A 14,486-nucleotide genomic window follows, 5' to 3' on the forward strand; every position below is an offset into this window, starting at 1 on the left:
ATGCTTCTCCTTCATTCGCGCCGCTCAATGTATGGCCGCCGGCGGGCGGGGAGCAGCCCCCGAACCTGTCAGGGCGAGGAAGGCATCAGGACGCACAGTGATAGGTAGTCCGCAGCGGCCGCCGGGTGAGAACTCGGCCTTGTAATTAGGTGTATGAGGCCAGGACGTTGTTGACGCGAATTGGCACGAGCGTGGCCGGCGGCTGACCGTCCGCGGCACCGTGCGGGCGGTGGTAGTTGTAGTGCAGGTTCCAGCGCTCGAGGGCGTTGGCGCGTTCGTCTTCTGAGGTCCATGTCCGTGCATAGAGGAACTCTTCGGCAAGGATCCGGTTGTACCGCTCGATCTTTCCGTTGTGGCGGGGCGTGTAGGGCGTGATCCGTTGGTGCCGCGACCCGGCCAGTGCATCGGCGAACGCTGAGGCGCGGTAACAGGATCCGTTGTCGGTCACGATCCGTTCGATGTGCGTGATGCCATGAGCCGCGAACCATGCCCGCGCTCGCGCGAGGAACGCAACGGCCGTCGCGGCCTGCTCGTTCGGCAAAGCCTCGGTGTACGCGAGGCGTGAGTAGCCGTCAATCGCTGAGTGGAGGTAGACGTAGCCGGCTCGCGTGCCGCGGGTTTTCGTCCGCGCGACGGCGCGAGCTTCCGGGCTGTCCTTGCCATGAGCCCGCCATCCGCCGCCATCGGGGATTCGGCCGACCTTCTTGACGTCCAGGGGTCAAGCCCCAGGAAGTGGTGTAGCGGTCGGTGATCCTTCTGCTGTTGGTTTTGGTTAGGCACTGAGCTCGGGGGTGGGGTCGGTGTTCACCTCGCTTCCGGTGTCGGGGGCGAGGGTGAGGCGGGACTTGGCGAGGATGTCGAGGCCGAGGTAGCGGCGACCTTCGGCCCATTCGTCGGTCTGTTCGGCGAGGACGGCGCCGACGAGGCGGATGATCGCGTCGCGATTCGGGAAGATGCCAACACTGTCGGTGCGGCGGCGGATCTCGCGGTTGAGGCGCTCGTTGGGGTTGTTGGACCAGATCTGCTGCCAGAGCCCTTCGGGGAATCCGGTGAACGCGAGGATGTCCGCCCTCGCATTGTCGAGGTGCTCGAACGCGTCGGGGAGTTTGCCGTCGACGTAGTCCAGGAGCCGGTCGAATTGGGCGTTCACGGCCTTCGCGTCGGGCTGGTCGTAGACGGAGTGCAGCATCGCTTTGACCGCGGGCCACATGGTCTTCGGGGTCACGCTCATCAGATTCGCCGCGTAGTGGGTTCTGCATCGCTGCCAGACAGCGCCGGGCAGGTTCGCCGCGATCGCCTCCACCAGGCCCTGGTGCGCGTCGCTGGTGACCAGACGGACCCCGGCAAGCCCACGGGCGACGAGTTCGGCGAAGAACGAACTCCACGCAGCCCCGGTCTCACTGGTCGCGACCCGCAGGCCGAGGACCTCGCGGCGCCCGTCGGCGTTGACACCGGTCGCGACCAGCACGACAGCGTTGATCACGCGGCCGCCCTCGCGGACCTTCATCGTCAACGCGTCGGCGGCGACGAACGTGAACGGGCCCGCGTCCCCGAGCGGACGGTGTCGGAACTGGTCGACGTGCTCGTCGAGCTCGGCCGCCATCCGGGACACCTGGGACTTGGACAGGGAGTGGATCCCGAGGGTCTTCACCAGCTTGTCCATCCGGCGGGTCGAGACGCCGGCGAGGTAGCAGTCCGCGATCACGGTGATCAACGCCGTCTCCGCACGTTTGCGGCGCTCGAGCAGCCATTCCGGGAAGTAGGTCCCTGTGCGTAGCTTCGGGATCTGAACGCCGATCGTGCCGACCCGGGTATCCAGGTCGCGATGCCGGTAGCCATTGCGCTGCGCCGCGCGGTCGGGAGAGGGCTTGCCCCATTCGGCGCCGACGACCGCGTCCGCATCGGCGGACAGCAGCGCGTTGATCGTGGTCTGCAACAGCGAGCGCATCAGATCCGGCGACGCATCGGTCAGGGCTTCAGCAAGCACGCCAGCAGGGTCGACAATATTAAGTGCGGTCATCGTGATGATGCCTTTCGAGTGGGATGTGAGAGTTTCCTCGAAGGATCACACGGTGACCGCGCTCACGTCATACACGACGAGGCGAGCCACCGCGCGCTACACCACCTTAAGGGGCACTACTCGTCCAGGTGAACCATGTGGCCGGGGCACCGAGCGACAATCTTCCTCGCTTCGCGGTTACTTTCCCCGGTCGGGTCGATGAAGCGGCGCCGGTTGAGCTGCAGGTCGGTGAGGATGCGACTCACCGTGCGCCGACTGATCTGAATGCCGACCTGTTCGAGCTCGAACGTGATCCGAGCCGCTGACCACTTGTGCTCGCGCCGCATGCGTTCGACTTCGCGAACAACGACGTTGGGGGTGGCTGTCGGGGATTGCTTAGGCGTCGATGAGCGGTCGAGCAGACCGACCTCACCGAACTCACGATGGCGATGGACCCACTTTGACGCGGTAGCGCGGGAGATTCCCATCTCAGCTGCCACGTGAGCGATCGGCCGGGTCTTGCAACGCTCGACCAGCCGCCGACGTCCCTCGACTGACAGTGGCGAGTTGCGGTGAGTCATGCACGTCCTTCGAAGAATGTTCCAGTCGAGTCGCTGAGTCCCGGACCAAGCCCCCCATTCAGCCGTCGGCTACTGACCCTCGTGGTCGCCGCCTGACACGCCGAGCCCGACGTTCGTGGTGTCGCAGCAGGCCTCCGGCGATTCGGAACTGGCTCGACGCCGCCTATGGGCGGCGCCAAGGGCGAGTACTACGAGGAGGGAGATGACCGCGAGCGCCGCGATCGGCGCCGTGTGAGCCTGAACCCAGCCGGACAGGGTCGTTGAGAGCCTGGCGACACCGCCGGCACGGCCGGTCGCGACGAGGTTGTTGTCGGCGGTGGCGGCGGGCCACCAGTACCACGCGAGGTAGACGCCGGTGAGCAGCAAGACGGCGCCGGTGATCCGGGGGCCATAACTCCCGAGGCGTGCGACGTGGCGGGTTAGGCCGGTACCCGCGGCGGTGGTCGCGAGTGCGAGCAGCAGCAGGATGCTGGCTGAGCCGGCGGCGTAGACACCGAAGACCAGCAGCAGCCCCGCGTAGCTGGCGGTGGCCTGTGCCTGGGCGATGACAGCAAGGATCACTCCGAAGGTGCACGACAGGGAGGCGAGGGCGTAGCCGATCCCGAAGACCAGCATCCGGGCGGTTGGCGGGAGGCCTTCGGTTGCTCGGCCGGTGATCCGGGGCAACCGCACGGAGATCGAACGGCCGGCCAGCATCCACAGGCCGAGGAGCACCAGTAGGACGCCTACGGCGAGACCGAGTTTGGGCGCTGCCTGGATCAGGCCCCGAGCCCCGGCGCTCACCAGCAGGCCCGCAGCTGCGAGGGTGCCGGCGAACCCGATCGCCAGTGCGATTCCGGACCGCAGGGCCCTCAGCAGCCGCACCGGGACGGGCGAGGCGTCAGCGTCGCCGAGGGTCTGGCTGATCCAGGCCGGCAGCAGCGCGAACCCGCATGGGTTGACCGGCGCCACCATGCCGGCGGCGAAGGCGAGGCTGAGCAATCCGCCCATGGATCAGGCTCCGGCCTTGACGAGTTCGGCGGTGATCGTCTTCGCGTCGGGCTCGGTGGCACGGAAGGTCACCTTGCCGTCGCCGTCGATGACGATGAGGGTGGACAGGGCGGCAACGTCGAATCGCTGGGACAAGGCGGCACCCTCGTCTATGGCGGCCGGGACGTGTTCGGCGTCGACGTACTCCATGAATCCCTCGATGGTCTCCTTGGACTCGCCGGGGTCCATGTCGACGGCGAGGAAGCTCGCCCCAGCACCCGACTTCTCGGCAGCGGTGGCGGCCTCGCCGAGGGAGCGGACGCCTTCAACGCATTCGCCGCAGCCGACGGAGAAGAAGAACACCGCGGTCGGCTTCCCGCTGGCGGGCAGGCTGACCATCTGGCCGTCGATGCTAGTAACCGCCGCTGGCGTGCCCGCATCTGCGGCTGGTGTGGCGTCGGTGTTTCCGCAGGCGGTCAGAGCCAGGGAGCCTGCAAGCAGGAGGCCGGCGACCGAGAGGGTCGCGCGGCGGGTGCTCACCGGCCACGGTGAACCGGTGAGGGGTGGGGCGCAGGGTGAGGCCCTGGCCGATGATGCGGCCCTGGTCGTCGTACTCGGTGTCCGGCACCGCGGCCAGACCCGTGCGTACGTCGTCGACCGGACGGCCGGCGGCCGCGGCGAACTGCTCGACGGTGACCGGGCCGCCCTCGACGATCAGCCGCAGCAGCGGGATCAATAGGACGGCGTCAAGGCCGGTCTCTTCGGTGTTGTTGAGTCGTTCGGGCAGTTGCGTCGTGAGCTCCGACATGGCGGTACCTTCTTCATGAGTCGGGTGGAGGCTGTCGGCTGCGGGTCACGCGCAGCAGGACAGCTTGGAGATGTCGGTGGTGAAGGCCTTGGCGGCGATCCGGATGCCTTCGGTCATGGTCAGGTAGGGCGCCCATGCGTCGGCGACCTCGGTGACGGTCTTGCCGAGGATGTGGACACCGGCGGCGGCGAGCTCGCCGGTGTCTTTGGCGACGGCGGTGAGGCCGAGGATCTCGCCGGTCTCAGCGTTGGCGACGATCTTGATGAAGCCGCGGGTGTCGCGGTTGACCAGCGCCCGGGGCACGTAGTCCAGCGGCAGGACGCGGCAGTCGCAGCGGATCCCGGCAGCGAGCACCTGGGCCTCGGTCATCCCGACCGCGCCGATCGCCGGACTGGTGAAGGTCACCCGCGGCAGCCGGCTGTGGTCCACCGACCGCTCAGCGCCAGCGAACGTGTTCTCAGCGACCATGTTGCCGTGGTGGGCGGCGACGTAGACGAACTCGGGGTGCCCGGTCACGTCGCCGGCTGCCCAGATCCGGGGGTTGGAGGACTGCAGTTGGTCGGTGACCACGATCTCGCCCGTGTCGCCGGTCTTCACCTCCACCGCATCGAGGTTCAGCCCATCGGTGACCGGTCGGCGGCCGAGGGCGACGAGGACCTGTTCGGCGTGGAATTCCTGCTCGCCGCCGGAGATGTCAGCGGTGACAACAACCTGGCCCCTGACGTCGTCACGGGCAACGTGGGTCGGGACCGCACGGCGGACCACGCGGATGCCCTCGTCGGCGAAGACCTCCTGCAGCGCCTTGGATACCTCCGGCTCCTCCTTCGACGCCAGCCGGGAACGAACCAGCAGGGTGACCTTCGACCCGAGCCGGGCGAACAGTTGGGCCTGCTCCAAGGCGACGTAGCCGCCGCCGAGCACCAGCAGCGAGTCGGGAACCTTGGTCAACTCCATCGCCGTGGTCGAGGTCAGGTAGCCGGCCTCCTCAAGACCGTCGATCGGTGGGGCCCATGCGCTGGCGCCGGTGGCGACCAGGTAGTGATCAGCGTCGATCGTCTCGACCGCACCGTCAGTCGCGGTGACCTCAAGAACGGGCGCTTCTGGCGTGCCGGCGAACGCAGCGTCGCCGTGGCGGATCTGCCAGCCGTAGGCGTCGGCGACGTCGACGTACTTCTCACCCCGAAGTTCCTCGACGAGGTCCTGCTTGCTGCTGATCAGCGCGGGCATGTCCACGTCGTCCGCTGTGGTGGCGATCCCCGGGAAACGGTTGCCCGCCTCGGCAGCGGTCTGGCGGGCCTCAGCGGCGGCGATGAGCGCCTTCGACGGCACGCAGCCGGTGTTCACGCACGTGCCGCCGAAAGTGCCGCGCTCGATCATCACCACCGACTTGCCGAGCGTGGTCGCGCGGATGGCGGCGGCGAACGCGGCGCCACCCGATCCGATGATCGCAAGGTCGTACCTGGACTGCATCCCGATTCCTCCCCTGAGTCTTGAGAATTGCTCTTGATGCAGCCACAATGGACCTTCCAGTACGGGGGAAGGTCAAGTGCGACCTGTGACACATCGGAGACCCAGATGAGGACCGGCGAACTCGCCGAGGCGGCCGGCACCACCGCCAAGACCCTGCGGTTCTACGAGGAGCAGGGCCTGCTTCCCGCGGCCGAGCGCACCGCGTCGGGATACCGCGACTACGATCCGGAAGCAGCGACTCGGATCGACTTCATCCACCGCGGCCAGGCTGCCGGACTTACCCTCGCGCAGATCAAACAGATCCTCGACATCCGCGATGGAGGCGAGATTCCCTGCGGCCACGTCCGGGACCTCCTAGACGTTCGTCTGAAGGACATTGAGCGCCAGATCTCGGATCTCGTCTCCCTCCGCGACAACGTTGCCGCCCTCCGCGACGCAGCCGCAGAACCCGAACCCGAGACCTGCAACGCCGACGAGGTCTGCAGGTACCTGTAGCCAATCCGAGATGACGCGCGCAGAGGCGGAGCCTCCTGCCGCGACCTTCCTACGTGACCACAACGTTATGGCCAGCAACAATTAGGCGGGAATCCGACTCGAAGCTCCCGCAGGTGCATCTGAACGGCCATGCGTCCGCTCATCGGGCTCGCCACCCGTTGTCTTCACCACGTCACTCCCTCATCACTGACGACAAGTCGCGACCGTAGCTCAAGAGAGCGGGGGCGAAGCTCGACAACAACGCCGTTGCGCTCGCAACAGCGAGGCATATGATTCCGTAAGCCGGGTCATACGGTGGTGGCGATACTCCCAACTGTGTGTTGAATGCCCCAACCACGACCGGAAACAGGAGATACGACCCTCCGAACGCCACGAGTGCCGCACTGAGTGCGAGGATCTGGGATTCCAACATCACGATGAAGGCAACGTTGCCTCGCGATGCCCCCATCGTCCGGCGCAGAGCGAACTCTTTTGCCCGGGCGCGTGCGGTCGCCAGTCCGACGTTCATGATCCCGACAATCGTCGACGAAAGGCTTAGCGCACCGAGAACGAACAGAACCCTGCTCGTCGTCGCGATTTCTGAGGAAAGCGCCGAAATACGGTCGGTCTGCGTCACGCTGGCAAGCTCTATCCGCGCGCCCAGCGAAGCTAGATGCCGTGCTGCTGCAGTGACAGCGGAATCCGTGAGCGCAGGCCCATGCAGGGCAACTGTAACGGTCGGGACTTGTTCGGCGAACTCGAAGTAGTCGCGCACCGACGCATACACTTGCGGTTCGTCCAGGGCATCGCGGATGACGCCGACAACGACCATCTTCCTCTTGACGTAATCCGATCCGATCTGAGCCGCACCGTGCGCGGAAAGCTGAGCGGCGGCCGCTTCGTTGACGAGGACGCGTGGGGCGAGCGCCGGCTCTGACTCGAACCATTCTCCGCTCACGAGTGGGAACGGATGGATGTCGATGAGCGACGAGGTCACGAACACGATCTTCAGGTTGTCTACTCGAAGCCCATTGGTCCACACTCCGACATCCGGATCGTCGATGCGCGCCGCAGAGTGTGTCGCACCCGAACGACTCTTCAACTGACGGATCGCTGTAGCGACCTCGTCCTGCGATTCAGGCCCCTTTACGGAGGCCTCGAATGTCGGCTCCTTGCCGCCAGTGAGCAGCGCACGCTGGATCACGGTTTCTCTCATAACCTGATCCGCACTGAGGACTGCCACGAACCCCAGCATCCCGAGGGTGAGAGCAAGCACGACGAGGATGCTCCTGACGGGCGCGCCACGAAGCCCTTGGAATGCGACGATGAGCGACCTCATCGCGTGAGCCCCTGCAACTGACGGAGAGTGCCGTGTTCCAGACGGAAGACTCTATCCATCTGGCCCGCGACCTCATGGTCGTGAGTGACGACCACAAGTGACGCTGCCGCCTCTCGCACCCGCGACAGCATCTCAGCGAGGACCACCTGACCGGTGTGCTCGTCGAGCGCCCCGGTGGGTTCGTCGGCGAGGATGAGTCGAGGATTGATTGCGAGTGCTCGCGCGATTGCTATTCGCTGCCGCTCTCCACCGCTCACCTTCGCTGGGCGCCGGCGCGCGAGGTGAGCGATTCCCATTCGCGCGAGCGCATCGGCCGCGAGAGCTTTCGCGCGCTGTGGTGAGACGAGACGAGAGTGCAGGAGCGGCATCCGCACGTTTTCCATGGCTGAAAGGTGGTCGATGAGTCCGGAGTTTTGAAGCACAAACCCGATGCTTCGCGCGCGAAGTCGGGCAGACTGTCGTTCCCGCATGCGTTGAACGTCTTTCCCGACCAGGCGAAAGTGGGACCCGTGGTCGAAGGAGCTGAGAAGGCCCAGTCCCGCGAGAAGCGTGCTTTTCCCGCTTCCTGAACGGCCGACGACGGCGATGCTCTCACCGGGATGCACGGCGAGGTCGATGCCCTGAAGAATCGAGGTCCCCCCAGGGAGGGTCCGTCGTGCACCTTTCAGTTCGAACGTCGGCTCAACCATCAAGTATCGACGGGCTCGGCACGAACACGACGTCGCCGACAGCGAGACCCCCGGTCACCTCAATGAATGCACCATCGGTGATTCCAAGGGTGACCGGATGCGGGGCTCCGTCGCGTGAGAGATATACCTGCCCCTGTCCTCGTGTTCCGGCGACCGCTTCCAGAGGAAGGGCAGGAACGTCGACGCGCTCGTCGAGCGTTAGGGCAAGCAATCCGGTCGATCCGACCACGGCGGGAACCTCAATCGGCAGTCGGCAGCTGAGCACATAGCTCTCCTCACTTGCAGTCGGACGCGGGTCGTTGAGGCCGCATTCAAATGGGGCGCTTGAACCCTCAATCTGCGCGCGAACGGAGGCCGGAACCCGCTCTGCGAGGCGGAGTACCTGCGCAGGTGTGAGCTCAGCCCGCACACTCAGCGACGTGTCGTGAATCGTGAGGAGGGGCGTACCTACGCCGACCTCCACGTTGAAGGGGACAGCTGCTTCCGCCAGAGTGGCCGTTGTTGGAATTGCTACTTGAGCCTGCTCAGAAGTCCCCGTCGGGGTGAAGAAGAACCGACCCTGATCGTCCTGGCTGAGCTGACCTCGCGATGATGCTGTCACCGCGTAGTCAAGTCCAGCGCTCACCGTCATGGGCAGCGTAAGCACGTCCGTGATGGTGCGAGCTTCGACAGCGGCGGTGACTTCGGGAGCAACCTGCTCTGGCTCGGAACTCGGGTCGAAAAGGTCTGGCATCTCCATTGCGCAGCCGCTCATCGAAAGCACTGCGAGCGCTAGAACAGCGGTTGCCACGCCCCTTCTCACGCTCCGTCTCCCGTGCGGTAGAACGAGCAATCTGACTCATGGAATGCTCGCAGTTCGGTGAGATCGCCGAGCTCCGCGGCATCGAGTGTTGCGCCCCAGACGTTGTCCGGGTCGTCGTAGTACCGGCTTCCCCACTCTGTCTGAGGGAACTTGCGCATCGCGTCCATCGCTGTCTGACGTGTCGAAGAGTCCGTCTTCGTGAGGTATATGTCCTCCCAGGCACACACCCAGTAGAAGTACGCGGCGCCCGCCGCATTTCCGCGCCCGATCTCACCTTCCATGGGTGGCGGTGTGTCGGGAAAAGTCATGCCATCGGGAAGGTGCTCTGGGAAGCTGACAACTGTCTCCTGATAGAGCTCCACATAAGTATCGCTGTCGACGATATTGGCGATCTCGGCGGCTTCACCTTGCGCGCACCCCGTGGTGGCCATTGCAATAGTTGCCGTGGCCACCACAGAGATGAAGAACCGCAGCCTCACAGCGTGAGGGTTCCTTCGAAGCTCGGCGGAAAGAGCACGCATCCGGGGTTTCCGGCTGTGTTGACACGTGCGTTGACCGCGTAGCTCCCGGTCGGAAGAGTCGTGCTTCCCGCTGAGGTCCGGTAGCTGTGCGTGGAGCGGCTCGAGGGCGCGAACTCGAGCGTCTGGGTCGTCTGTGTGGAACCGACGCGGAGGCCTGTGCGAAGCTTCCACCCGGTCTTCCACCAGTCGTGCTTGCTCAGCTTGATGGTGGCCGGTCCCGAGCTGTGCGGACGGAACGTGTCGCTCTGGAAGAGCGCCGAGGCGCAGTTGAGCGAGGCGCTGATGCTGTACGAAGCCGCTGACGCTGGCAGAACACTGCCCAGGACGATAGCTACGGACGCAGCCATCGCTGCCCCGGCGATTCGCGCGCGTCTGATGCCGCTGGACTTGGTCTTCATGTTTCCTCCGGTCTTTTCGTGACCTCGATCCACTTCGACCGAGGTCACATGTAGCAGGCTACGGGCGATAGGAGGAAGAAAACGGAGGTGTAAGGACTTTGCGATTCGCGACAAAGGCGTGTAGCTGTGTGCGAATCGTTACATAGAACGGCGTGAACGACGTGACCGCGGGACAAGTGCCACGCATGTGGGTAGCGCTGGCGTCATGTTAGTAGGCGCGATCGAGGTGGTCGACGCGTTGGTCGCGTGAAACGGGGGGCAGTTCGCGCAATCCAGGCGGCGCATGACCACCGGAGTCAATGCACAACGCCCGAATCGGAATACGATTGAGGGCTATGTCTGCACCGGTGATCACCTATCCGCCCGAGCTGCCCGTCAGCGCGGCGCGAGAGCAGATCGCCGACGCCATCCGCGACAACCAGGTCGTCATCGTCGCCGGCGCGACCGGGTCGGGCAAGACCACGCAGCTGCCGAAGATCTGCCTCGAACTCGGCCGCGAGAAGATCGCGCACACCCAGCCGCGCCGCATCGCCGCCCGCACGATCGCCGAGCGCGTCGCCGAAGAGCTGCAGGTCGAACTCGGCGACCTCGTCGGGTACAAGGTCCGCTTCACCGACCAGGTGTCGGATGCCACCCGCATCGCCCTGATGACAGATGGCATCCTGCTCAATGAGATCCACCGCGATCGGCCGCTGCGTAGGTACGACACGATCATCATCGACGAGGCGCACGAGCGCTCCCTCAACGTCGACTTCCTGCTCGGGTACCTGCGGCGGATCCTGCCGGAGCGCCCGGATCTGAAGGTGATCATCACCTCGGCGACCATCGACCCCGAGAGCTTCGCGAAGCACTTCGCCGATGCCGACGGTGAACCGGCGCCCATCATCGAGGTCTCCGGGCGCACGTATCCGGTCGAGATCCGGTATCGGCCGCTCGTCGATGAGGACACAACTCCGGAGAAATCCGCCGGAAAGCGGACTGCCGGGGACGCAGACCGCGGATCTGCCCCGAATCTCCGGAGTTCTGAACAGGGCAGCGCTGAGCCCGAAGACGAAGTGTCGGCGATCGTCAGCGCCCTGCGCGAGCTCGACCGCGAACCGGCGGGTGACGTGCTGGTGTTCCTGCCCGGAGAGGCTGAGATCCGCGATGCGGCAGAAGCCGTGCGCGGCGCGTACCGGTCGACCAGTGCACCGGTCGAGGTGCTGCCGCTGTACGGACGGCTGTCGGCGGCAGAACAGCACCGGGTGTTCGAGCGCTCGAAGGTCGCCGGCGTCCGCCGCCGGGTGATCCTGGCCACGAACGTCGCCGAGACCAGCCTCACCGTGCCCGGCATCAAGTACGTCATCGACACCGGCACGGCACGCATCTCGCGATACAGCGCCCGCTCGAAGGTGCAGCGACTGCCCATCGAGGCCGTTTCTCAGGCATCCGCCAACCAGCGCTCCGGCCGCGCCGGCCGCACGAGCGACGGAATCGCGATCCGCCTGTACAGCGAAGACGACTTCGAGAAGAGACCGGAGTTCACCGAACCCGAGGTGCTGCGCACTTCGCTCGCCTCGGTGGTGCTGCAGATGCTCTCGCTCGGATTCGGCGACATCGCGGCGTTCCCGTTCCTCACTCCCCCGGACTCCCGCGGTGTCAAGTCGGCGCTCGACCTGCTCACCGAGATCGGTGCGGTCACCGTGGCTCACGGCGCCGAGCCGCGGCTCACGAAGATCGGCCGCGAGATCTCGCGGATGCCCATGGATCCCCGCTTCGCCCGGATGCTGGTGGAGGCCGCCCGCCCTTCGACAGGCCCGTCGACAGGCTCAGGACAGGCAACAGGGACCCAGCCTGGTGTACTGCGCGATGTGATGGCGATCGTCGCCGGACTCTCGATCCAGGACGTGCGCGAACGCCCCAGCGCCGAAGCTCCGCAGTCGGTGCGCGATGCGGCCGACCGCGCGCACGGCCGCTTCGTCGATCCGACCAGTGACTTCCTCACGCTGCTGAACCTCTGGAACCACCTGCGCGAGCAGCAGCGCGAACTGGGCTCGAGCGCGTTCCGGCGCATGTGCCGCAGCGAGCACCTGAACTATGTGCGCGTACGCGAGTGGTTCGACGTGCACCGCCAGCTGCGCACCCTCGTGAAGGCGAAACCGGCTCCTGAGCGAGCGAAGCGAGACGAAGGACGCTCAGCAGCATCCGATCCGGATGCCATCCACCGGGCGATCCTGGCGGGCCTGCTCTCGCAGATCGGCATCCTCGACGAGCGGACGGCCTCCCGCACCCCGGTTCCTGAGCGAGCGAAGCGAGACGAAGGACGCGCCAAGGGCCGCCGCATCACCGAGTACCGCGGCGCCAGGGGCATCCGATTCTCGATCTTCCCGGGTTCGGGCCTGCGCAAGAAGTCCCCGCAGGCGGTGATGGCGGCCGAGATCGTCGAGACCTCGCGCACCTTCGCCCGCACGGTGGCCGCGATCGACCCCGCCTGGGCGGAGTCGCTCGCCGGCGACCTCGCGAAACGGCAGGTCTCGGAGCCGCACTGGTCGAAGGATGCCGGTGCCGCCGTGGCGTTCGAGAAGGTGACGCTGTTCGGTGTGGAGATCATCCCGCGTCGGCGCATGCAGTTCGCCCGCATCGACCGCCCCGGCGCGAGGGAGCTGTTCATCCGCCACGCGCTCGTGGAGGGCGAATGGGATCCGTCGCGGATCGACAAGCGGGTCAGCGCGTTCTGGCGGTCGAACGCCGAGCTGCGCAGGCGGCTGGAGAAGCTCGAGGAGCGCGAGCGGCGCCGCGACATCCTCGCCGGCGACGAGACGGTGTTCGCGTTCTACGACGAGCGCATCCCCCGCGACGTGTTCGACGTGCGCTCCTTCGAGAAGTGGTGGCGCGACGCTCTGGCGAAGACGCCGAAGCTGCTCGTGATGCGCGAGAGCGACCTGATCGACGACGACGAGCGGGCGGATCAGAGTGAGTTCCCCACGCGCTGGAAGCAGGACGATCAGGTGCTCGGCCTTGCCTACCGCTTCGAACCGGGCGCTGAGGACGACGGCGTGAGCGTCGTCATGCCGCTGGCGCTGCTGCAGCAGATCCGCGACACGGGATTCGACTGGCAGGTGCCGGGGCTGCGCGCCGAGCTGATCACGGCACTGCTGCGAGCGCTGCCCAAGGCGATCCGCCGACACGTCGTGCCGGCCGCGGACTGGGCCGAGAAGTTCGGTGCCGAGGTGGCGTCCGACGGGCCGGAACATCACGACGGCATGCCGTCCCGCACGCTGAAGGAGGCGCTGGCGCGCCTGATCCAGCCGCTGGCGAATCAGCCCGTCGCGGCGAGTGACTTCGATGATGAGCGTGTGCCGGGCCACCTGCAGGTGAACTTTCGCGCCGTCGACGAGCGGGGTCGCGTGGTCGGCTCCGCCCGCGATCTGTCCGAGCTGCAGCAGAAGCTGTCGGACCGGTCCCGGCAGAGCGTCAGCCGGTCGCTGAGCCGGACCACGCCGATGACTGACCCCAACCGGTCGTTGAGCGAGCGAAGCGAGACGAAACGCCTTGCCGCAGCATCCACCCGCGCCCCGTTGGAGCGCGACGACCTCACGGACTGGACGTTCGGCGATCTGCCCGAGGTGCTCGACACGAAGGTCGCCGGCGGCACCGTCCGCGGCTATCCCGCGATCGTCGATCGCGGCAAGTCGGTGTCGGTGCGCGTGGAGGCGACGGCGGATGCTGCAGCGAAGGCCACCCGAGAAGGCGTTCTTCGGCTGGTGCTGCTGAACGTCCCCTCCCCCGCCTCATACGTGCAGAGTCACCTCACCTCTCCTGAGAAGCTCGCCCTCGCCGCCTCGCCATATCAGAATGTGGCCGCGCTGATCGAGGATGCCCGCACCGCGGTGGTGCGGTATCTCATCGAGAAGCAGGAGCCCGGCAGGGTGATCCGTGCTGAGGCCGAGTTCCGGCGGGTGCGGGACGCGGTGAACAGCGAGCTCGTCGATCAGCTGTTCGCGTGCGTGTCGCTCGTCGCCCGCATCCTCACCAAGAGCCGTGACGTCGAACGCGGCATCAAGTCGCAGAACTCGCTCGCGCTGCTCGGCCCGCTGAACGACATCCGCTCGCAGCTCTCCGGGCTGATCCGCCCCGGTTTCATCTCCGCGACCGGCGTGGATCGACTCGCGCACCTGCCGCGCTACCTCGACGGGATGCTGGAGCGGCTGAAGACACTCGAGAACGACCCGGGCAAGGACCGTTCACGCACGACCGAGTATGAACGGACAGCGAAGGCGTTTGAGGATGCCGGAGGCATGATCCCCCTGGCATCCGATGCGCCTGCGCATCTGGTCGAGGTGCGCTGGCTGCTCGAGGAGTACCGCGTCAGCGTGTTCGCCCAGCGTCTCGGCACCGCCCAGCCGGTATCGCCGCAGCGCATCACGAAGGCGCTCGCGGCCGCCCGCGCGTGAACG

Annotated in this window: 11 protein-coding genes and 2 pseudogenes; 2 read left to right on the top strand and 11 right to left on the bottom strand. The window is 66.2% G+C overall.

Annotated elements, in window-relative coordinates; all coding sequences use genetic code 11:
- Positions 1–145: 145 nt before the first annotated feature.
- From WDU99_RS09000 to merA, 7 genes and pseudogenes are all read right to left on the bottom strand, one after another.
- Positions 146–715 (bottom strand): annotated as a pseudogene (locus WDU99_RS09000) (integrase core domain-containing protein); the annotation flags it as partial.
- 57 nt (positions 716–772) lie between these two features.
- On the bottom strand, positions 773–2,020 hold the full coding sequence (locus tag WDU99_RS09005) for an IS256 family transposase (protein ID WP_337332116.1): 1,248 nt from the start codon (positions 2,018–2,020) through the stop codon (positions 773–775).
- 122 nt (positions 2,021–2,142) lie between these two features.
- Positions 2,143–2,580, bottom strand: a pseudogene (locus WDU99_RS09010) (helix-turn-helix domain-containing protein); the annotation flags it as partial.
- Between the two features lie 69 nt (positions 2,581–2,649).
- Positions 2,650–3,570: a cytochrome c biogenesis CcdA family protein gene (locus WDU99_RS09015; protein WP_058623030.1), complete on the bottom strand. Its 921-nt coding sequence runs from the start codon at positions 3,568–3,570 to the stop codon at positions 2,650–2,652.
- Between the two features lie 3 nt (positions 3,571–3,573).
- On the bottom strand, positions 3,574–3,948 hold the full coding sequence (locus WDU99_RS09020; protein ID WP_337332117.1) for a TlpA family protein disulfide reductase: 375 nt from the start codon (positions 3,946–3,948) through the stop codon (positions 3,574–3,576).
- A gap of 13 nt (positions 3,949–3,961) precedes the next feature.
- Complete coding sequence (locus tag WDU99_RS09025; RefSeq protein WP_337332118.1) at positions 3,962–4,357, bottom strand: hypothetical protein; 396 nt, start codon at positions 4,355–4,357, stop codon at positions 3,962–3,964.
- Positions 4,358–4,402: 45 nt separating this feature from the next.
- Positions 4,403–5,827, bottom strand: a complete 1,425-nt coding sequence (gene merA / locus WDU99_RS09030) for a mercury(II) reductase (RefSeq protein WP_337332119.1) — start codon at positions 5,825–5,827, stop codon at positions 4,403–4,405.
- A gap of 105 nt (positions 5,828–5,932) precedes the next feature.
- Here merA and WDU99_RS09035 point away from each other — a divergent pair, with 105 nt between their 5' ends.
- Positions 5,933–6,322 carry a heavy metal-responsive transcriptional regulator gene (locus tag WDU99_RS09035; RefSeq protein WP_337332120.1) on the top strand — a complete coding sequence of 130 codons (390 nt, stop codon included), beginning with the start codon at positions 5,933–5,935 and terminating at the stop codon, positions 6,320–6,322.
- Positions 6,323–6,494: 172 nt separating this feature from the next.
- On the opposite strand, the gene WDU99_RS09040 is transcribed toward WDU99_RS09035, so the two are convergent.
- Genes WDU99_RS09040 through WDU99_RS09055 form a run of 4 tightly spaced genes read right to left on the bottom strand, consistent with a single transcriptional unit; the run spans position 6,495 to position 9,610 of the window.
- The gene (locus tag WDU99_RS09040) at positions 6,495–7,640 is read right to left on the bottom strand and encodes an ABC transporter permease (RefSeq protein WP_337332121.1); all 1,146 of its coding nucleotides are present in this window, start codon (positions 7,638–7,640) and stop codon (positions 6,495–6,497) included.
- Positions 7,637–8,329: an ABC transporter ATP-binding protein gene (locus WDU99_RS09045; protein ID WP_337332122.1), complete on the bottom strand. Its 693-nt coding sequence runs from the start codon at positions 8,327–8,329 to the stop codon at positions 7,637–7,639. The genes WDU99_RS09040 and WDU99_RS09045 overlap by 4 nt, the downstream gene beginning before the upstream one ends.
- On the bottom strand, positions 8,322–9,119 hold the full coding sequence (locus WDU99_RS09050; RefSeq protein WP_337332123.1) for an efflux RND transporter periplasmic adaptor subunit: 798 nt from the start codon (positions 9,117–9,119) through the stop codon (positions 8,322–8,324). The genes WDU99_RS09045 and WDU99_RS09050 overlap by 8 nt, the downstream gene beginning before the upstream one ends.
- Before the next feature lie 8 nt (positions 9,120–9,127).
- Positions 9,128–9,610: a hypothetical protein gene (locus WDU99_RS09055; RefSeq protein WP_337332124.1), complete on the bottom strand. Its 483-nt coding sequence runs from the start codon at positions 9,608–9,610 to the stop codon at positions 9,128–9,130.
- 775 nt (positions 9,611–10,385) lie between these two features.
- Here WDU99_RS09055 and hrpA point away from each other — a divergent pair.
- On the top strand, positions 10,386–14,483 hold the full coding sequence (gene hrpA / locus WDU99_RS09060; RefSeq protein ID WP_420063995.1) for an ATP-dependent RNA helicase HrpA: 4,098 nt from the start codon (positions 10,386–10,388) through the stop codon (positions 14,481–14,483).
- Positions 14,484–14,486: the final 3 nt, after the last annotated feature.

The organism is Microbacterium bandirmense (assembly GCF_037204185.1).
Lineage (GTDB): Bacteria > Actinomycetota > Actinomycetes > Actinomycetales > Microbacteriaceae > Microbacterium > Microbacterium bandirmense.